Raw genomic sequence first — 20,973 nt, 5'->3', positions numbered from 1 at the left:
ATCTCTTCATTTCGTGATAGAGCTGATTTCAGTACCATCTTTTGCCGCAAACAAGACTTTGTTATTATCATTGACACCCATCAGTTCAAAAGTGTATCCAGTTTTAAAAGATTTTTTGATATTCTTCGAAGTTTCTAAAAGTGAATCAGTGAAATTCGACCAGTGCGCTTCTTCTGCTAAACTTGGGTCGGTCTCTATTTGAGCAACCGACTTTGATAAATCAGAATCAGTGTATAATTTAAGCTGGAAAGTTTTGGTATCGGTATTAAAAGTAACGTCACCAATTTTGCTATATGCTGTGTCTAGTTTCTGAGTAAGCTCTTGTTCTTTTAATTTGAGTTGTTCTTGCTGTTGTTTCGTTGTGGCATCGGATATTACAGTCGTACTGCCATTTTCCAAATTTGATTGTGAATGAGCTTGTTGTGACTTGATTAGGTTGTTTGAATTTGCCTGTGCGTCATTATTTTTTTGTATCTTTTGTATTGCTGCCGGTAATTGAGAACCAGAAAAGATTGTACCACCAACACACAATATGGAGAATATAAGTGGTACTAGAAATGTCCCATATCTCTGCTTATTTTGTATCGTAAAACTTACAAACAGTATACTTAATAAAAATAAAATGATAAACAAGAATATCATTTTCTTAGCCCCCTTTATTTTGAAAAAGAAAAAGCACTTAACCGATGAAGCGTGTCCCGGCACGGCATCACCATTATAGTTAAGCGCTTGCACCATTATTATATCTAAAATTATTGTCTGTTTCAAGTATAAAAGAACTACTAAGAAGTCATTTGTATATTTGTTTTGCGAAACAGCATTCATTTAGAAGTCTTTATGTCTTCGGGTCGATTAATCTCACCAGAAGGTGTGTTATACTAATAGCATTAAATAATATTGGAGTTAAAAATGTCAAAAAATGTTTACCTTGCGAGTCCATTCTTCGATAAAGAGCAAATTGAGCGTGTTGAACGTGTTGAAAAAGCTTTAGCAGTCAATAAGACATTAAATTCAGTTTTTTCACCACGCGAACACCAACACGAAGAATTTGAAATGTTTGGTCCGGAGTGGCGTGTTGCAACCTACAACGGCGATATTGAGGCAATTAACCAAGCTGACGTTATGGTAGCGGTTATTGATTATGTGGGGCAGGAAGTAGATCCTGGAACTGCTTGGGAGTTTGGCTATGCAGTAGCGAAAAACATTCCGGTTATTGTTGTTAAAGAAAAAGCTGGTGCGGTAAATCTAATGATGGGAATGCCGTTAACGGCTTATATCACGGATATTTCAGATTTGGAGACTTACGACTTTGATGCTACGCCAAAGATTGAATTTAGTGGTGAAATCTTTTAATTTTTAAGAGTGGGCTTGATATGTGTCTGCCAAACAAAACAAAAAACAGGTAATCACTGGCGCTTATATTTTTTGTTAATCGTTTTAACTGGTGATTTAACCGTATAATGATCAGATGATAAAACGAATAAAAAAAGTTTTGTACTATTAATTATTCGTTTTTGCAAAATAGTTTGCTGTATAATCTGGTATAATATTGTAAGTAAATTTTAATGGAGAATTTGTATGACTATGAGTAAAGCAGTTGTAACAGTTGTTGGCAAAGATAAGCCGGGAATTATTGCTGGGGTGGCTAACACATTAGCGGATCACAACATCAACATTTTAGATGTTTCTCAAACGATTATGAGTGATATTTTCACGATGAGTATGTTAATTAATTTAGAAGAATTAGAAGGGCAATTCAACGTGTTGCAAGATGATTTGAATAAGTTAGGGACTGATTTAGGCGTTACCATTCATACACAACGTGAAGAAATATTTGATGCGATGAGTAGAGTTTAATATTTGTAATTAACCTAATACAAAACTTACGAATTGAATCATCTGGAGAAGTCATGGAAACAAAGCAAATACAAGAAACAATTAACATGGTCGAGGAAGAACATCTTGATATCCGCACAGTTACGATGGGTATTTCGTTGCTCGACACAGTCGCAGGTGATCCCCAACAAACTGCAAAAAATATATATAAGAAAGTTACAACATATGCCAAGGACTTGATAAAAGTTGCTGAGCAAATTGAACGTGAATACGGTATTCCAATTACAAACAAACGTATCAGTGTAACGCCAATTGCGTTGATTGCAGGTCACGCAACACCCGATGATATGCTCTATTACGCACATGCCTTGGATGATGCGGCTAAAACGGTGGGTGTGGATTTCATTGGTGGTTATTCAGCATTGGTCCAAAAAGGTTTTGCCAATGGAGACTTGGCATTAATTAAATCGTTACCTCGTGCGCTTACAGAAACCGATTTAGTGATGTCGAGTGTTAATATTGGTTCAACTAAAGCGGGTATAAACCTTGATGCAATTAAATTGATGGGTGAAACTGTTAAAGGAATTTCTGAAAAATCTGATACAGCTAATGCTAAGCTAGTTATTTTTGCAAATGCTGTCGAAGATAATCCTTTCATGGCTGGTGCTTTTCACGGTGTCAGTGAAGCCGATGTTGTGATTAACGTTGGTGTTTCTGGACCTGGTGTTGTAAAACGTGCACTGGAAAAGGTAAAAGGCGAATCTATTCAGGTAGTTGCTGAAACTGTCAAAAAGACAGCTTTCAAAATTACACGTGTTGGACAGATGGTTGGTGCATTAGCTGCTGAACGACTTGGAGTTGAATTTGGCATTGTCGATTTGAGTTTGGCGCCCACACCTGCACGAGGTGATTCTGTAGCTGAAGTGCTTGAAGAAATTGGTCTTGAACAAGTGGGTACTCACGGAACTACGGCTGCACTAATGCTACTGAATGACGCTGTTAAAAAGGGTGGTGTTATGGCTTCGCAACGTGTTGGCGGCCTATCCGGTGCGTTTATTCCAGTTTCAGAGGACGCTGGTATGATTGATGCAGCAAAAGAAGGTACATTGACGTTATCAAAGCTTGAAGCAATGACTGCTGTGTGTTCGGTTGGATTGGATATGATTGCCATTCCAGGGGATACTAGTGCAACGACAATTAGTGCAATGATCGCTGACGAAGCTGCTATTGGTGTACAAAATAATAAAACAACGGCTGTCCGTATTTTACCAACTTTGGGCACAAAGGTTGGTGATATGGTCGATTATGGAGGGTTGTTAGGTACTGCTCCAGTTATGCCAGTTGTAGAAAAGTCAAGTGCAGACTTTATCAACCGTGGCGGACACATTCCAGCACCGATTCATTCATTTAAAAACTAATAAAAAAGTTGCGATAAAAATCATCGCAACTTTTTTATTTTGTATTTTTTGATTGTTGTGTTCGTGTTTCGGTAATTGGATTTTGGTTTGTGGAAATTGCTTTAGAAAACATAATCGCAATATAAACTAATAGAATCAGAATAATGACAGTAGATAAAACACGAAGTGGGTGATAGAGAAAGTTTTTAATATAATTTGAAATGCCAAAATGTTTTTTTTGCGGTGCAGCGCTTTCCGTAATTGAGGCTTCCAAGGCATAGGCAAAACTATTAGTATCAACAGCTCTGGCTGTTGATTCATAAGGAACAATAGAAATTTCACGTGTTTTTGATAACTTAGCTATTCGTTTGCGTCGGTCATCTCGATTTTTTAAGACATTTTTTCGGAAATTAGCAATATTAACCAATGTCTTATTTTGTAACTTCATTACGCGCTCACGTAATTGCTCTATGGGGCTATATATTGGTACTTTCATATTTAATCTCCATATCTTCAACGTTAATTGTTAAATCCTAACTTTACTATACGACATCTTAAGACAAATTTGGGTGAGTTTATATGATTGCAAACAAATTTAATTGTTCTTAATCTTTTCAATAGATAGTATAATGAAAATATGACAACACGTGAAGAACAACTTTATCATGATTATTTAGAATCAGAACGCCAATATTCACCGCAAACCTTAAAAGCTTATTTAACAGATATTGCTGAATTTAAGAATTATTTGCATGAAAATGGCGGATTTACAAAATTTGGAGAGGTTCAAACTTTAGATGTTCGTGTCTATTTGAATGATCTATACGAAAAAAAGTTGGCTCGTACAACTATCTCTAGAAAGATTAGCAGCTTGCGAATGTTTTATCAATTTTTAATTACTAATCAGTTTGCCATTGATAATCCATTTGATAGTATTTCATTAAAAAAACATCAGAATCAGTTACCAGATTTTTTTTACGAAGATGAACTGCATGAACTCTTTGATGTGGCTTATAATCATGAAAATCATTTGTGGGAACGTAATGCAGCACTACTTGAATTTTTATATGCTACTGGAATAAGAGTAGCTGAAATTGCTGGATTGACGTTATCTCAGTTGGATTTTTCACAGCGCCTAGTGCTTATTCATGGTAAGGGGAATAAGGATCGTTATGTTCCTTTTGGGCATTTTGCAGAAAATATTATGAAAGAATACATTACAGATTTGCGTGCATCCTTAACAGTAAGTCAAGAACATGAATATGTATTTGTAAATCACCGTGGTGAACCAATTACACCAGCCGGCATTACCTACATTCTAAACCAGTTAATGCAACGTTCTGCATTAACTGGTAAAATTCATCCACATATGTTGCGTCATACTTTTGCGACACACTTGATTAATAGAGGTGCAGATATGAGAACGGTTCAAGAATTGTTGGGTCATGTTAATTTGTCAACGACACAAATGTATACTCATGTAACGCGAGAAAGTTTACAAAAGAATTATCAAAATTTCTTTCCACGAGCCAATAAGTAACCGGTTACAAAAATAGTTTATCAAGCGCTTCACAAATCTAAGAAAAGATAGTAAAATAAAAGTTATGATAACGCTAGAAAATAAACACCTCATTGTGAAAATTAATCCAGAAGGCGCTGAATTAACAAGTGTCTGGCATAAAGATGCTGAATTAGAATATATATGGACTGCGGATCCTAAATATTGGGGACGACATGCTTCAAATCTGTTTCCTATTGTGGGCCGATTGCGTGGCGACCAATTTAGAGTTGCGGGTGAGACGTATTACATGAACCAACATGGTTTTGCACGTAATATGTTATTTGATGTCGTTGAACAAAGTGACAATAAGGCTGTTTTCCGTATTGTTGACTCTGAGTCAACGCATCGTGTATATCCTTTTAAGTTTCAATTAGATATCAGTTATGAATTAACAGAGGATGACACACTACATATTGCTTATATCGTGCATAATCTCGATAAAGAAGAAACCCTATTTTTTAGTGTGGGTGGACATCCGGCCTTTAATTTGCCACTTGATGGAGGAAAGTTTTCGGACTATTATCTGTCAATTGAACCTGAAAAAATATATGATCGTGTGCGTCTAGTTGGACCATATTCTAATCCAAACCATCCTACGCCATTTAATGCTAGTATTCCGCTACGTCTGCGTCAGGAAGACTACCATGATGATGCTATTATTCTGAAACTAAATCGACAAAAAACGTCATTTTTATTGGCTCGTTTGGCTAATCAACATGGATTGCGTATGACATTAGACAATGCACAATTTATCGGCGTTTGGACACCTGCTGGCAAGCAAGCACCATTTATTGCGCTTGAACCATGGTGGGGTCTGGCTGACACGGTAGATGCAACAGGTAACTTTAAAGAGAAATTTGGTTCGAATGTTTTAGCTGCTGGTGACACATTTAGTGGCACCTATAGCCTACAGTTCTTCTAATAAAAAATCCATTGATATATTAGTATCGATGGTCTTTTTATTAGAATTTGTATTAAAAGGTTGCATTATTTATCATAATGTTTTAAACTAATAATAATTTAAAAACGTCATAAACTGATGAGACGGAGATCAAACCATGTGTGCACGTACAGGGAGCCCTTGTTACTGGAAGTAGGGCCGAACGCAGCATGGCAAATGGACCGTTGAGGGTTGGTTGAACGAGAGCAATCTCAAGTACTGCCAAACGTAAGATCCACGTAAGTGATCAGGTTATTGTTAGATAACTGTTGAGACGCGTTTTAACTCGAGTGGGCTTTTTTGGTTACCATTTGATTTAAACGAAATCAGGTGGCACCGCGGAAAAACCGTCCTGAAATTTTTGCAAAAGCAAATTTTTCAGGACGGTTTTTGTTTGCTTAAAGAAAGAGGAATAAGATGACAAAAAAGGGTTATTACGGAGAATATGGGGGACAATTTGTTCCAGAATTGCTAATGCCAGCAATTAATGAGGTCACAGAGGCATTTAATAAATATAAAGAGGATCCAGCTTTTAAAAGTGAATTGAAAGATTTATTCGACAATTATGCGAACCGGCCATCTATGTTGTATTATGCAAAAAATATGTCTGAAGACTTAGGTGGTGCGCAAATTTACCTAAAAAGAGAAGATTTAAATCACACAGGAGCTCATAAAATTAACAATGTTTTAGGGCAAGCATTAATTGCCAAAAAAATGGGTAAAACACGTTTAATTGCTGAAACAGGTGCTGGACAACATGGTGTGGCAACAGCTACGGCAGCAGCATTGTTTGGTATGGAAGCAGAAATTTTTATGGGCAAGGAGGATACAGAGCGACAAGCGTTGAACGTTTATCGTATGGAGTTACTAGGGGCTAAAGTCCATGCGGTGACAACAGGAACGCAAGTCTTAAAAGATGCAGTGAACGCAACATTTCAAGATTGGACAAAAAGAATTGACGATACTTTCTATGTACTTGGTTCAGCGGTTGGTCCATATCCTTTCCCAGAAATGGTTAAATATTTCCAATCGGTTATAAGTGAGGAAGCCAGAAGGCAATTCTTAGAAATGACTGGGAAACTACCAGACGCTGTAATTGCTGCCGTTGGTGGTGGATCGAATGCAATTGGTGCTTTCGCTAAGTTCATTGATGACGCAGAAGTGGAATTGATTGGCGTTGAAGCCGCTGGAAAAGGCATAAAAACTGATCAAACAGCTGCAACCATGGCACTAGGTTCAACAGGTGTTTTTCATGGTATGAAATCCCAATTTTTACAATCAGCCGATGGGCAAATTGATCCTGTTTACAGTATTTCTGCAGGATTGGACTATCCTGGTATTGGACCGGAGCATGTTTATCTAAAGGATATTCACCGAGCAACTTATGTACCGATTACAGATGATGAAGCAGTTGATGCATTTGAATACATTGCAAAAACTGAGGGTGTAATTGCTGCAATTGAAAGCGCACACGCAGTTGCCTATGCAATGAAATTAGCACCAAAAATGAGAAAAGATCAGCAAATAATGGTTAATCTGAGTGGCCGAGGTGACAAAGATGTTGCTGCGATAGCTCGTTATAAAGGAGTTGATATTCATGAGTAATATTCAAGAAGCACTCAAAACTTTGCTCGTGCAAAAAAATTTGACAGATGTTATGGCTCAGAAAGTAATGAACGATATCATGGACGGCAAAGTGTCTGACCCAGAAATTGCAGCTTATTTAATGGGATTGGCTGCAAAAAAAGAAACTGTTTCGGAAATAGTTGGCTCGGCACGGGCCATGATTGAACATGCAAAAACAATTCCATCAGAATTTGAGGCAATAGACATTGTCGGAACTGGTGGTGATTTGTCCGGTACATTCAATATTTCGACAACGGCTAGTTTCATTGTTGCTGGAGCAGGAGTGCCTGTTGTCAAGCATGGAAATCGTGCTGCTAGTTCTAAATCAGGTACGGCAGATGCATTGGAAGCACTGGGGGTTACCATTGATTTAACACCAGAACAAGCGACTGATGTTTTAACAAATACTGGCCAAACATTTTTATTTGCACGTTCGTTCTATCCGGCAATGAAGTATGTTGGATCAATTCGTAAGAGCCTGGGATTTCGTACAATTTTTAATATCCTTGGGCCATTAACGAATCCAACACGGCCACGTACAATGTTGGTGGGGGTTTACACAAAAGAGTTGCTAGTACCACTAGCAAATGTACTGTCTGAGTTAGGTGTTCAAGAAGCTATATTGGTCCATGGACAAGATGGTTTAGATGAAGTGACATTAACAACTAAAACTGATTTGGCTATATTATCGGATGGTCATATTAGAGAGGCCACTTTCGACCCACAGGATTATGGATTTGAATTTGTTTCTATTGAATCCTTACAAGGGGGTACACCAATTGAAAACGCTAAAATAACAGAGCATATTTTGGCAGGAAAAATCACTGGTCCTATGGCAGATACTGCAATTTTAAATGCTGCGCTAGCATTGTTCATTGCAAAAAAAGCGCAATCCATTGATGCTGCTATTCAGCTAGCTAGAGAAACCTTACTTAATGGAACTGCCTTAGGGCAACTGGAGTCGTTGCGAGCATCTTCTAGGGCGGTGACGGCATGATATTAGATGATCTAGTAGCAGTAACACGTCAAAATATGTTGGCGCGTCAAGCTCAAAAATCGCTGCATGACTTACAAAAAGAAGCAGCACACATCACAGTTTCAAGAGAGTTTCCTTTCGAAAAGAGCTTAGCTAAACAAAAAATATCGGTTATTGCCGAAATCAAACAAGCATCCCCATCAAAAGGGCAAATTGTACCTTCATCAGAGTTTGATTATCAAGAAATCGCGAAAGACTATGAGGTGGCAGGTGTTGATGCGATAAGCGTTTTGACAGAAGAGCGTTATTTCAAGGGATCTCTTGATATTTTAAAAACAGTTGCAGCAAATTCTACTACCCCTATATTACGCAAAGATTTTACAATTGATCCATATATGATTTACGAGGCTAAAGTAGCTGGCGCACAAATCATTTTATTAATTGTTGCTATTTTAACAGACGAACAATTAAAAGAGTATCTATCTTTAGCGAACGAATTAGGATTGTCAGCAATTGTGGAAGCGCACAATGAAGAAGAGATTCTCCGAGCAGTGAAGGTAAATGCACGAATTATTGGTGTGAATAATCGTAATTTGAAAGACTTCACGGTCAATTTTGATAACACCAAACGTTTACGACAATTAGTTCCACCAGAAATTTTATTTATTTCAGAATCTGGTATAAAAGATCGCTCAGATGTTGTTATTCTTGAACAAATTGGCGTGGACGGTATTTTAGTTGGTGAGACGTTTATGAAGGCTACAGATAAATTAGCGATCATACAACAGTTACGGGGGTAAAAGATGACGCTACTTAAGTTATGTGGAAATTTTCGTTTACAAGATATAGAATACTTGAATGATGTTCGACCTGATTTAGCTGGTATTATCTTGGCTCCTAACAAACGACGCTCGGTGTCTCTTGCCCTTGCTCAAAAAATGCGTTCGCAATTAGATAAAAAGATTCCATTAGTTGGTGTTTTCTTAAATCAAGATGCAGATGAAATTTTGAAGTATAGAGAGATTGTTCAAATGGTTCAATTACATGGTAATGAGTCTGAACAGGAAATTAGTAAAATACAAAAAGCAGGATTACCAGTTATTAAGGTCATGAAGCCTGACCATCAGTATAAAACACAAGCTGTGCGCCGAATGATTGACGCAGGAGCAGGTACCGGTAAAACATTTGATTGGAAAAAATTCCGGCCACTAGAGTCATTGGATTTCTTGGCAGGAGGGCTGACCCCCGATAATTTACAACAGGCAATCTTTTTATTGAAACCAAAGGTTGTTGATATTAGTTCAGGAACAGAATGTAACGGTATAAAAAACTTAGAAAAGATGCGCGAAGTGGTTCGCATAGCAAGGAGTAATAAATGACTAGAATTTCGCAGGCATTAGAAAATAAAAATGCTTTTATTGGTTTCGCGGTAGCAGGATATCCTGATTTTGAAAAGAGTGCAAAATATATTGTTGATATGGCTGAGGCTGGTGCGGATCTTATTGAGATTGGCATTGCTTTTAGTGATCCAAGTGCTGACGGTCCCACTATCATGGGTGCTGATCAACAGGTTCTCGAAAACGGTTCAACAACAGACGATGTGTTTAATTTAGTTGCTGAAGTTCGCAAACACACGGATGTGCCTTTGGTTTTTCTAACGTATACAAATCCAGTATTTAAATATGGATACGAAAAGTTTCTTATTAAAATGCAGTCGTTAGATATTCAGGGTGTTATTATGCCTGACATGCCCATGGAAGAACAAGATGAATTTTTGGAACTTGTCCATCAGTATGATCGCGACTTTATTCAACTCGTAACACTACAATCAGGAAATCGTTTGCCGAAAATTGTTGAACGTGCTTCCGGGTTTATCTATGTAGTAAGTTCCTTAGGCATAACAGGATCTAGAAGTGAATTGTCAAACGAAGCTGATGAAATTGTCACTAAAATTAAGCGGCTAACAGATTTGCCAGTTGCAGTTGGTTTTGGCATCACGACATATGATCAAGCAAAACAATTTGAATCGGCTGATGCGATTATTGTTGGTTCAGCACTTGTCAAAATTATTAAAGATCACCCAGAGGATGCTACATCTTATTTGACAGATTTTATTAAAAACATGAAAGGAGCGCGTCATGCGACAAATTAAAACAATTGACGCGGATACCTTAACAGTAATCAGTGCTTATTTTCGGTTACGCGGAGAACACAGCTTTTTATTAGAATCAGTACCTACAGATAGTGAAAAGTCACGTTATTCAATTATCGCACTTGATCCTGTCCATGAATTTAAGACCAATGGTATGTTGGTGACTATTGATGGTCAGACTAGTGAAAGTAATGACCCCCTGCTGGCGTTGCAAAATTTAGTAGTTGTGCAAGAACAGCCCGTGGAGGAGTTGCCTTTTCAGGGGGGTGCCATCGGATATGTAGGGTTTGACACGGTTGCTTGCTATGAAAAACTAGAAAACCAACCTAAAGATGAGTTGGATATGCCTGACAGCCATTTGTTTTTGTATGAAACTTTTGTTATTTTCGACCATCGTCAAGAAAAAATAAAAATTGTCGTGGATAATGTTTACTCGGGACGTCAGAACTTAGAACACGTCGTTATTGCAATCGAAAATAAGTTGAAATTACCCGTGGCTGATGAACTCGTTCCGGTAAAACTACATGAATTAAATCCAAAATCAAATGTGACGCCCGAGCAGTTTAAAAAAATTGTTAATCATACGAAGGAATTAATTCAAGAAGGCGATATGTTTCAAATGGTTCCGTCGCAACGTTTTAGTTTTGATTTTGAAGATAAGTCGTTTGATTTTTATCGGCAACTTCGTCGGACGAATCCTTCGCCATATATGTACTATATGGATTACGGCGATTATCAAATTATTGGTTCATCCCCAGAAAGCCTGGTGACGGTAAGAGGAGAGACAGTAACTACTAATCCAATTGCGGGAACGCGTAAACGGGGGCAAACATTAACAGAAGACGTTGCCATTGCTAAAGAATTGAAAACAAATGGAAAAGAACTAGCAGAACACCGTATGTTAGTCGATCTTGGACGGAATGATCTTGGTAAAGTTTCTGAATATGGCAGTGTCAAGGTAACAACTTTGCTTGAAGTTCAAAAATACCGTTATATTATGCATTTGGTTTCTGAAGTTAGTGGAAAATTAAGGGCACACACACCTGCTATTGAAGCCTTGAAAGCTACATTACCAGCTGGAACTGTTTCTGGGGCGCCCAAGGTCCGTGCTCTGCAACGTATTTACGAAATGGAACCAGTTAAAAGAGGTGTTTATGCTGGTGCAATTGGTTATCTATCTCGCGATAATCAGATGGATTTTGCCATTGCAATTCGAACGATGGTTGTTAAAAGTAATAAAGGATATGTACAAGCGGGTGCTGGTATTGTCTATGACTCTATTGCAGAAAATGAATACCAAGAGACGCTTAACAAGGCTAAAGCTTTGTTGCGAGTTGGAGGGGATGTATGATTTTAATTGTGGATAATTATGATTCTTTTACTTATAATCTAGCACAAATTGTAGGCACAAAGACTGATTTAGTGATTTTAAGAAACGATGATCAGAAACTCTATGAGACTGCTGATAAAGCTGACGGGATTATTTTTTCGCCTGGTCCAGGGAAACCTGAGCAAGCAGGAGAAATGGAAAACATGATTCGGCATTATGCCAACAGCAAGCCGATGTTGGGCATCTGTTTAGGGCACCAAGCCATTGGTGAAGTTTTTGGTGGACGTGTGAAACAGGCAGCTGTTATTCGTCATGGTAAGGTTTCTGATATGTTGGCAACAGACACATCGACGTTACTGAGTACTGGAGTAGTCGAGATTATGCGTTATCATTCACTCATTCTTGATAAAGAAAATTTTCCAAGAGATTTCGAAGTAATCGGTATTGCACAAGATGATGATGAGATAATGGCTATGCAACATAAAAGTTTACCACTGTTTGGCTTTCAATTTCATCCTGAATCTATTGGAACACCGACAGGATCAAAAATGATTGAAAAATTTATAACTTTAACTGCAAAAGTAAAATAAACACTATAATAATTAAACTTAAATACAAGAGTAAAAGTTTTTTTCATGAGGAATTAATGATGTAATGAAGTTTATTTTAATAAACTGTTGACATTTATAATAAATGAATGTATAGTTAATTACATCAAATAAGAATGAGAAAAATTATGAACAGCAAAGTCTTGAAAAATAATAGTTATTACTACTTCTGGTTTATGTAGAGCCGTCGCATTATAAGTGCGTCGGTTACGACGCACTTAGCGACCAGAAGTTTTTCAAGGTTGAGTCACTAAGTGTTGATATTAAACACCTAGTGGCTTTTATTTTTTCAGGAGTGTAATTTTCTGTTAAATCGTACTAGGTGTTTACTCACTTAGTACGATTTTTATTTAAGGAGAATCTCATGAAAACATCATCATTATCAACAGAAACAATTCAGTCGTTGAGGTTGCTGTCTAATCAAATGATTAGCAAAGCTGGTTCTGGACATCCTGGCATTGCCTTGGGTGCAGCACCAATTTTGTATGAGTTGTATGCAAATCAACTAAACGTGGATCCCGAGAATCCTAATATGATTAATCGTGATCGCTTCGTTTTGTCTGCGGGCCACGGTGCTGCGTTACTGTATGCAACGTTACATGCAGCTGGGTTTGGCCTGTCAGCCCAAGACTTATCCGAATTTCGACAACCACACTCAAAAACGCCTGGACATCCAGAAGTTGGCGTGACACCTGGTGTTGAAGCAACAACTGGACCACTTGGGCAAGGATTAGGTATGGCTGTTGGTATGGCAATGGCTGAAGCAAAGCTCAATAACCAATTTTCCTCAGTGATTGACCATTTTACGTTTGCGCTAGTTGGTGATGGAGATTTAATGGAGGGGGTGAGCCATGAAGTAGCGTCACTCGCCGGTCAACAAAAACTCGGTAAGTTGATTGTTCTTTATGATGATAATGATGTCAGTCTTGATGGTTTGAAGAAAAGGTCAGATATATCAAATAATCTAGCGCGCTTTGCCAGTTATGGTTGGGATATACGTGAGGTGGTAGATGGTAATGATTTAGAAGCCATTCACGATGCAATTGAAAATGCTAAAATGTCTCCTGAGCCCACGTTGATTGCTGTGAAAACAATTATTGGTGATTTTGGACCATTCGCTGGCACTAATAAGGCCCATGGCACACCACTAGATAGTCAACAATTGCAAGATCTTTCATCAGCGCTTGATGTTGATATACAAAATTTTGAATTACCAAGTAATTTGCTTGAAGACATGCGTGCTAAAATTTCGAATAGACTTTTGCATCAAAAACAACCTTTGAATGACGAATTAACCGATTATCTGCAATTCTCAACTAAAAACACGGTGACCATCCCCGAGTTGCCGACCGATTTGAAAGCACAAGCAGGACGAAAAATATCTAAATATGTGTTGCAAGACTTTGCAACACAATTACCACAATTATGGGGTGGATCAGCTGATTTGGTAGCATCTACTAATGCTGAAGTGGCGGCTTCACCATTGTTCAACGCCGATGATCGATCGGGTAGAAATATTGCGTTTGGTGTGCGTGAGTTTGGCATGGGCGCGGTAATGAATGGCATAGCCTTACATGGTGGTACAAAAGTATTTGGCGCTACATTCTTAGCTTTTTCGGATTATATGAAAGCAGCTATTCGTTTGAGTGCCTTGCAGCATGTGCCAAGTATTTATGTTTTTACTCATGACAGTATTACGGTTGGTGAAGACGGACCAACACATCAACCGGTTGAACAATTGATGGGGCTTCGTCTGATTCCGGGTGTTGATGTATTGCGCCCAGGAACAGCTGAAGAGATAGCCAGCGCTTGGCAGCAGGCGTTGACATCAATTGATCGACCAACAATCTTAATTTTGAGTCGTGGCGAAATTGGTGTTCAAGGAAACACAGACCAAGCAAAACAATCACTTGAAAATGGCGCGGCACAAATAAGACATCATGATGAGGCTAAAATTAACTTGATTGCTACTGGATCCGAAGTCCAAATAGCACAGAAGGTGAGTGAATTACTGTCACTACCTTCAAACGTTGTTTCCATGCCAAATCTGTCGCGATTCTTAGCGCTAGATGATGATAAAAAGCAACAAATTATTCCCGAAACGGGCACAAAAAATGTGATAATAGAGGCAGGAACAACATTGGGTTGGCAAGGAATTGCTGGCAATGATGGCGTAATATTTGGTATTGATGAATTTGGTATGAGTGCGGCAGCACAAATAGCTCTTGACGAATTTGGATTTAATGCTGAAGATATCGTCGATAAAATCACACAGGAGTTACAATGACTTTATATGGATTAATCGCGCATCCGGCCGGACATTCACGTTCGCCACAAATGCAAAACATGATGATAGCTGAATATGGTATTGATGCATACTATCACGCTTTCGACATTTTACCAGAAAAACTTGAAGAGGCCATCGTTGGATTAAAAGCCCTACACGTAGGCGGATTCAATGTTTCAACACCGTTTAAAAATGAAATTATTCAATATTTAGACGAGTTATCGCCAATATCACAACGACTTCATGCGGTGAATACGGTTAAAAGTGTCAAAGGGCGTCTGATTGGTACTAACACAGATGGAGATGGTTTTTGGCAAAGTATCAATTCTCGCCAACCCAAAGAAACAGTTATTGTGCTGGGTACTGGCGGGGCAGCTAGGTCAGTGATTGCCACTGCAAAACTGTACGGCGTGAGAGAGTTAATTGTTTTTAATAGAGTTCATGAAGATTGGTATGAGCGAAAAGCAGAGATTAGCTATCTTAGTGAGGGGAATGGGCATCTAGAGGATTTAGCAGATAATCAGATGCTCACCAAAGCATTAAAGCGTGCTGATATGCTTATCAATGCCACTACCGTTGGGATGAATGATTTGCGGACGCTTTTGACGGATTTACAAATAGCATTACTACCACAGCACGCCTTGGTGGTAGACATGATTTATCGTAATCAACAAACTACATTATTGAAATCTGCTAACCAACGTGGATTAGTAACATTAAATGGTTTGCCGATGTTAGTCAATCAAGGAGCATTAAGCTTCGAATATTGGTTCGACAAGCCAGCCGACAGAAATCTTATGAAGAAAGCAATTGAGGAATAAAACAATGATTATTATCGCAAGAACAAGTCAAGATGCAGAAAAAATTGCGGCGCAATTAGATACTAAAAATCCTATTAAACCAGTGTTTGTTCACAATAATAGGGTTGCGTTAGCTGGTGTAAAGAATTTACCCGAAGATGTATTGAAAAGCATTTCACAATATATTGTTGAAACAATCACAAATCATCATTCAGCCATCAAGTCATCACGTGACTTTCATCCAGAGGATACAATTATTACAACTAAATATAGTGTCATTGGTGGGGCCAACTTTGTTTTCATGGCCGGCCCGGATTCAATTGAATCTCCGGAACATGTTAAAGAAATGGGTGAAGATGTTAAGCAGGCGGGCGCAACTATCTTGCGCGGTGGGGCTTTCAAACCACGTACATCACCATATTCATTTCAAGGTAACGGCGAAGAAGGATTAAAAGCCCATCGTGCAGCAGCAGATGCGTTGGAAATGGACATGGTAACCGAAATTTTGGATACACGAGATGTTGATTTGGTTGATTCTTACACAGATATTTTCCAAGTTGGTACGCGTAATATGCAAAACTTCGCTTTGCTTAAGGCTCTGGGTAAGAAGAACAAACCAGTGGTTTTGAAACGTGGTATGTCAGCAACCATTGATGATTTGCTTAATGCTGCTGAATACATTGCTGCTGGTGGCAATGATCAGATTATTTTGATGGAACGCGGTATTCGTACTTATGATAATAAGTACACGCGTAATACGCTTGATGTATCGGCCATTCCTGTTTTACAATCATTGACACACTATCCTGTTGTCGCAGATGCTTCGCATGCGGCTGGTGTTTCAAAGTTTGTTGAACCGCTTGCTTTGGCTGCAATTGCTGCTGGTGCACAAGGTTTGATGACCGAAATACATGATGATCCGTCACATGCCTTTGTTGATGGGGCCCAAGCATTGACACCAGCACAATTCAAACAATTGACAGAGAAAGCAAACAAGGTGCGCGAGGCGATAAAATGAGCACAATTACAGTTGATTTAGCGACAAAAAAGTATGATGTGAAAATTGACAACACTCTACATACGCGTCTGGGTCAAGAAATTTCGACTGTGTGGTCTGCACGAAAGATTGCACTATTAACAGATAGCAACGTTGGGCCATTGTATTTAAAGGACACAGCAAAGCAATTACGTGAAGCAGGATTTGATATACTCGAGCTAGAAGTTCCAGCCGGAGAGTCATCAAAATCTTTGTCAGTGGCTGGTGAATTGATTGCTAAAATGGCAACTGCTGGATTTACGCGTGGCGATGGTGTTATTGCATTAGGCGGTGGCGTTATTGGTGATTTAGGTGGAGTAGTCGCCTCTTTATACATGCGCGGAATTGCTTTTATTCAAATTGCGACGTCATTAACAGCTCAAGTTGATTCGTCAGTTGGTGGTAAGACGGCTGTGAATCTTGGTAATACAAAAAATATTGCTGGTTCTTTTTATCAGCCGGATTTAGATTTAGTAGATGTTACTTATTTGAATACACTGACGGACCGTGATTTAGTGGAAGGCTATGCGGAAGTTGTTAAAACATCAGCATTGGCTAATCAAGACTTTTTTGATTTTACTGGTCAAATCAAATCGGTGGCGGATATACGGCATCATGCGCAAGAATTGTCAAAACGTGCGATTGCTTATAAGGCTAGTGTAGTGATGGCTGATGAAAAGGAATCTGGAGAACGCCAGTTTCTGAATTTTGGGCATACTTTTGGTCACGCGATTGAACTATTAGCTCATGGTGAACTGCGTCATGGGGAGGCTGTGGCGATTGGTATGATTGCTATTAGCAGTCGATTTGAACAACATGGTATAATGCCTAGAGGGCTAACTACTGAATTATTAAGTCGATTGGAAGCTGTTGGTTTACCAACACAATCGCATTTTATCGGGACAACTGACTTTTTTAACCACTTGATCAATGATAAAAAAAATCATGATGGTGTTTTGAATTTAGTAGCTCTTGAAAAAATAGGTCAGCCAATTATTGTAAAGAAAAAAATTGCCGACATGCCGGCATTTGTGGAGAATTAAACATGAGATATGTTACTGCTGGTGAAAGCCATGGCCCTGAAGAAATTGCTGTTATTGAAGGTATCCCTGCTGGGTTACACATTAGCCAAGAAGATGTGAATGAGCAACTAGCTCGCCGTCAACGCGGTTATGGTCGAGGAGATCGTCAAAAGATCGAAACAGATACAGTTACTTTTTTGACAGGTATTCGTCACCAAACTACTCTTGGGTCACCAATTACGTTGAATGTTCATAATGACGACCATAATAACTGGTCAAAAATTATGGCGCCTAATGAACTAGCAACCTCAGAGAATACACTTCGTAAGGTAATGAGGCCACGACCAGGACATGCTGATTTAGTTGGTGGGATGAAGTATCGTCACCGTGAAGATTTACGCAATGTTTTGGAAAGATCTTCGGCTCGTGAAACGACAATGCGTGTTGCAGTCGGTGCTGTTGCCAAAAAATTACTGGCCGAAATAGGTGTTGATGTTCATGGATTTGTTGTGAATGTTGGACCTGCTAAGTCCGACCTAAATGAGTTAACTAAGTATAAGAATCTGCAAGAGTTGCGGGTTGTGACAGAAGGTTTCGACACACGTGCTCTAAATGCTGAAGCTGATGAAGCTATTAAAGAAGTAATTGATAAAACAAAGCGTGATGCAAATACTGTGGGAGGCCAAGTTCAAGTTATTGCGACAGGTATGCCTGTTGGATTGGGCTCATATGTATCTGCCGATACAAAGTTAGATGCTAAAATTGCCAACGCTATTGTTGGTATCAATGCCTTCAAAGGTGTTCAATTTGGTGGCGGTTTTGATAACGCAGAAAAGTATGGCGATCAAGTCATGGATGAAATTTTTTGGAACGAAGAACGTGGCTTTTATCGCGGTTCTGATAATCTCGGTGGTTTTGAAGGCGGTATGACGACAGGAGAAGCAATTGTGGTTCGTGGTGTTGTTAAGCCTATTCCCACTTTGTATCGTCCTATGCAGTCAGTTGATATCGATACACATGAAGACCACCGTGCATCCATAGAACGTTCAGACACAACTGCGGTTACTGCAGCTGCTGTGATTGCGGAGGCAATGGTCGCTATCGAATTGGCCAAAGCTGTTTTGGATAAATTTGATGCAGATAACATTGAACGTATGAAAGAGCAAGTGGCAGTATATCGTGAAGAAATAAGAAAGTTTTAATATAGCTTCGGCTATGTACATAATACAAAAAAGGATAAAAATATGATTAAACTCACAAAAGCATCTAAATCAGGACTTCACGGCGAAATAACTGTTCCAGGAGATAAGTCTATATCACACCGTGCATTGATGTTTGGAGCAATTGCTGATGGAAAAACAGTTATCGATAATTTTTTGATGTCAGATGATGTGATGCATACCATGGGTGTTTTTCGTGCGCTTGGTGTAGAAATCGATTGTACTAGTACGCGAGCTACGGTAATAGGAAAAGGGTTGACTAACTTTACAGAGCCATTACATGGTTTAGACATGGGAAACTCAGGAACTTCAACTCGACTTTTGATGGGCTTGCTAAGCAAACAACCTTTTGATCTAAATATTTTTGGGGACGCATCCTTAAGTAAAAGACCACTACGTCGTGTTGCTGATCCATTATCTTTGATGCATGCACAATTCGAATTGACGAACGAAGGCTTTTTACCTGCTGTAATCAAAGCGAATGATAAGCTAACAGGAATCACTTATCATATGCCAGTGGCTTCAGCACAAGTTAAAAGTGCTATATTATTAGCTGGAATGCAGGCAGATGGTGAAACGACAGTTATTGAAAAGTTACCATCACGTGATCATACGGAACGTATGTTGCGTCAATTTGGTGGAGAAATAAAAACCGAAGATGGCGTAATAACTGTCAAAAAACAACCACAATTAAATGGCCAACAAGTTCTTGTGCCTTCAGATATTTCTAGTGCTGCCTTTTTTATGGTGGCTGGGTTAATTACACCAAATTCTGATATTAGAATTAAAAAAGTCGGTGTTAATCCAACGCGTGATGGTGTGATTAAATTACTTGAGCGGATGGGTGCCAAGATCTTGCAAAATGACATCCCTTCTGATGGGGAACCTCTGGCAGATATTACGATTAAGGCGCAAACTTTAAAAGGTATTGAAATTACTGCGGCTGATATTCCTAGTGCTGTAGATGAGCTTCCAATTTTAGCATTAGCAGCTACGCAAGCAGTCGGGGACACTATAATTAGTGGAGCGGAAGAATTACGTGTTAAGGAAACAGATAGAATTGCAACTGTTATCAGTGAATTAACAAAATTAGGTGCTAATATTGAAGAAAAGCCAGACGGTATGGTTATTCATGGTGGTACATCGCTACATGCTGAAAATGGTTCAGCGTTACTTGATTCACATGGAGATCACCGTATTGGCATGATGAATGTGGTCGCCTCTTTGATTACCGAAGGGGACGTGGTATTAACCGGTGAAGAGGCGATGAGTGTTTCTTATCCTGGATTCATGGAAGATATTTCTTCAATAATTGAGAGAGAATTGTTATGAGAAATATAGTAATTGTTGGCCTTGGGGAAATGGGTGCTTCTTTAGCTAAAATTTTGAATGCGCAACCTGAGAACGAAGTAATTGGTGTTGATGTGAATGATGATTCGTTGTCTTACGCCAAAAATAACAATATTGTTTCTAGTGTGGCATCTGATTTAGATATGGTTGCACCACAGGCTGATGTTATTATTTTAGCGACACCAGTTACTCATATCGAAGACAATATTCGTAAATTGGCGTCTCTGCCATTAAAGCAGGAAGTGGTTATCACTGATACAGGTTCAACCAAACGAGATATTATGACAATGGCCGAAGAAGTATTAACGCCAAAAGAAATTCACTTTATTGGTGGGCATGCCATGGCGGGAACACATCAAAGTGGTGTTATGTGGGCAAATGAATCTCTGTACAAAGATACTTCATATTTTCTTATCCCAAGTTCTATTAGCCAAACGATTGATATCCAGAATATTTTGGAACCGATCAGTGCGAACTTTATGTCTATATCGATTGAGAAGCACGATGAGTTAATGGCAATCATTAGTGATGTTCCTCATATCTTGTCTTTTTCGTTAATGAATACTGCTACAAATCAATTAGGAGATTCAGCAACATTTGGTCAATATGTTGCTGGTGGCTTTAAGGACATGACACGTATTGCAGAAAGTGATCCGAAACTATGGACAGATGTGTTGCTAAGTAATAAAGAAGCAATTTTGTCTAGCCAAGCGTTGCTCAATAAGCAATTACAATTGTTTTCTCAGGCAATTGAAAATAATGATTCAGCTACATTGATGACTTTAATTGCATCGGCGCAACATTCAAGAAAAAATTTATTGTTAAAGTGAGA

Annotated in this window: 21 protein-coding genes; 19 read left to right on the top strand and 2 right to left on the bottom strand. The window is 38.8% G+C overall.

What is annotated here, in order from left to right; all coding sequences use genetic code 11:
• Positions 1-6 precede the first annotated feature (6 nt).
• Complete coding sequence (locus tag JNUCC76_RS06400) at positions 7-642, bottom strand: hypothetical protein (protein WP_454153543.1); 636 nt, start codon at positions 640-642, stop codon at positions 7-9.
• 267 nt (positions 643-909) lie between these two features.
• Between JNUCC76_RS06400 and JNUCC76_RS06395 the strand changes: the two genes are divergently transcribed.
• From JNUCC76_RS06395 to JNUCC76_RS06385, 3 genes are all read left to right on the top strand, one after another.
• Complete coding sequence (locus JNUCC76_RS06395) at positions 910-1,353, top strand: nucleoside 2-deoxyribosyltransferase (RefSeq protein WP_454153541.1); 444 nt, start codon at positions 910-912, stop codon at positions 1,351-1,353.
• A 231-nt stretch (positions 1,354-1,584) separates the two neighbouring features.
• Positions 1,585-1,857, top strand: a complete 273-nt coding sequence (locus tag JNUCC76_RS06390; protein WP_014324802.1) for an ACT domain-containing protein — start codon at positions 1,585-1,587, stop codon at positions 1,855-1,857.
• Positions 1,858-1,910: 53 nt separating this feature from the next.
• Positions 1,911-3,254 carry a PFL family protein gene (locus tag JNUCC76_RS06385; RefSeq protein ID WP_454153539.1) on the top strand — a complete coding sequence of 448 codons (1,344 nt, stop codon included), beginning with the start codon at positions 1,911-1,913 and terminating at the stop codon, positions 3,252-3,254.
• A gap of 34 nt (positions 3,255-3,288) precedes the next feature.
• On the opposite strand, the gene JNUCC76_RS06380 is transcribed toward JNUCC76_RS06385, so the two are convergent.
• Positions 3,289-3,729 carry a hypothetical protein gene (locus tag JNUCC76_RS06380; RefSeq protein ID WP_454153537.1) on the bottom strand — a complete coding sequence of 147 codons (441 nt, stop codon included), beginning with the start codon at positions 3,727-3,729 and terminating at the stop codon, positions 3,289-3,291.
• A 141-nt stretch (positions 3,730-3,870) separates the two neighbouring features.
• On the opposite strand from JNUCC76_RS06380, the gene xerC reads away from it, so the two are divergent.
• From xerC to JNUCC76_RS06300, 16 genes are all read left to right on the top strand, one after another.
• Positions 3,871-4,773, top strand: coding sequence for a tyrosine recombinase XerC (gene xerC, locus JNUCC76_RS06375; protein WP_454153535.1), 903 nt, complete (start codon positions 3,871-3,873; stop codon positions 4,771-4,773).
• Positions 4,774-4,837: 64 nt separating this feature from the next.
• Positions 4,838-5,716: an aldose 1-epimerase family protein gene (locus JNUCC76_RS06370; RefSeq protein ID WP_454153533.1), complete on the top strand. Its 879-nt coding sequence runs from the start codon at positions 4,838-4,840 to the stop codon at positions 5,714-5,716.
• A 435-nt stretch (positions 5,717-6,151) separates the two neighbouring features.
• The gene (gene trpB, locus JNUCC76_RS06365; protein WP_454153531.1) at positions 6,152-7,339 is read left to right on the top strand and encodes a tryptophan synthase subunit beta; all 1,188 of its coding nucleotides are present in this window, start codon (positions 6,152-6,154) and stop codon (positions 7,337-7,339) included.
• A complete protein-coding gene (gene trpD, locus JNUCC76_RS06360) occupies positions 7,332-8,357 on the top strand; it encodes an anthranilate phosphoribosyltransferase (RefSeq protein ID WP_454153529.1) in 1,026 nt (341 codons plus the stop codon). The genes trpB and trpD overlap by 8 nt, the downstream gene beginning before the upstream one ends.
• A complete protein-coding gene (trpC, locus tag JNUCC76_RS06355; RefSeq protein ID WP_454153527.1) occupies positions 8,354-9,136 on the top strand; it encodes an indole-3-glycerol phosphate synthase TrpC in 783 nt (260 codons plus the stop codon). The genes trpD and trpC overlap by 4 nt, the downstream gene beginning before the upstream one ends.
• Positions 9,137-9,139: 3 nt before the next feature.
• Positions 9,140-9,715 (top strand): phosphoribosylanthranilate isomerase, encoded by a 576-nt coding sequence (locus JNUCC76_RS06350; RefSeq protein ID WP_454153525.1) that lies wholly within the window; start codon positions 9,140-9,142, stop codon positions 9,713-9,715.
• Complete coding sequence (trpA, locus tag JNUCC76_RS06345) at positions 9,712-10,488, top strand: tryptophan synthase subunit alpha (protein ID WP_454153523.1); 777 nt, start codon at positions 9,712-9,714, stop codon at positions 10,486-10,488. The genes JNUCC76_RS06350 and trpA overlap by 4 nt, the downstream gene beginning before the upstream one ends.
• Positions 10,475-11,839, top strand: coding sequence for an anthranilate synthase component I (gene trpE, locus JNUCC76_RS06340; protein ID WP_454153521.1), 1,365 nt, complete (start codon positions 10,475-10,477; stop codon positions 11,837-11,839). The genes trpA and trpE overlap by 14 nt, the downstream gene beginning before the upstream one ends.
• A complete protein-coding gene (locus JNUCC76_RS06335; protein WP_454153519.1) occupies positions 11,836-12,408 on the top strand; it encodes an anthranilate synthase component II in 573 nt (190 codons plus the stop codon). Before trpE ends, JNUCC76_RS06335 begins: the two co-directional genes overlap by 4 nt.
• A 382-nt stretch (positions 12,409-12,790) precedes the next feature.
• Positions 12,791-14,713, top strand: a complete 1,923-nt coding sequence (gene tkt, locus JNUCC76_RS06330; RefSeq protein WP_454153517.1) for a transketolase — start codon at positions 12,791-12,793, stop codon at positions 14,711-14,713.
• A complete protein-coding gene (locus JNUCC76_RS06325; RefSeq protein WP_454153515.1) occupies positions 14,710-15,534 on the top strand; it encodes a shikimate dehydrogenase family protein in 825 nt (274 codons plus the stop codon). Before tkt ends, JNUCC76_RS06325 begins: the two co-directional genes overlap by 4 nt.
• 4 nt (positions 15,535-15,538) lie before the next feature.
• Positions 15,539-16,531 carry a 3-deoxy-7-phosphoheptulonate synthase gene (gene aroF / locus JNUCC76_RS06320; RefSeq protein WP_454153513.1) on the top strand — a complete coding sequence of 331 codons (993 nt, stop codon included), beginning with the start codon at positions 15,539-15,541 and terminating at the stop codon, positions 16,529-16,531.
• Positions 16,528-17,592 carry a 3-dehydroquinate synthase gene (gene aroB, locus JNUCC76_RS06315; RefSeq protein WP_454153511.1) on the top strand — a complete coding sequence of 355 codons (1,065 nt, stop codon included), beginning with the start codon at positions 16,528-16,530 and terminating at the stop codon, positions 17,590-17,592. Before aroF ends, aroB begins: the two co-directional genes overlap by 4 nt.
• 2 nt (positions 17,593-17,594) lie before the next feature.
• Positions 17,595-18,773 carry a chorismate synthase gene (gene aroC, locus JNUCC76_RS06310; RefSeq protein ID WP_454153509.1) on the top strand — a complete coding sequence of 393 codons (1,179 nt, stop codon included), beginning with the start codon at positions 17,595-17,597 and terminating at the stop codon, positions 18,771-18,773.
• Between the two features lie 42 nt (positions 18,774-18,815).
• A complete protein-coding gene (gene aroA, locus JNUCC76_RS06305; protein WP_454153507.1) occupies positions 18,816-20,123 on the top strand; it encodes a 3-phosphoshikimate 1-carboxyvinyltransferase in 1,308 nt (435 codons plus the stop codon).
• Positions 20,120-20,971 (top strand): prephenate dehydrogenase, encoded by an 852-nt coding sequence (locus JNUCC76_RS06300; protein ID WP_454153505.1) that lies wholly within the window; start codon positions 20,120-20,122, stop codon positions 20,969-20,971. Before aroA ends, JNUCC76_RS06300 begins: the two co-directional genes overlap by 4 nt.
• The last annotated feature ends 2 nt before the right edge of the window (positions 20,972-20,973 follow it).

It is taken from the genome of Leuconostoc sp. JNUCC 76 (genome assembly GCF_053667755.1).
This window is presented reverse-complemented; position numbering and strand designations above follow the sequence as displayed.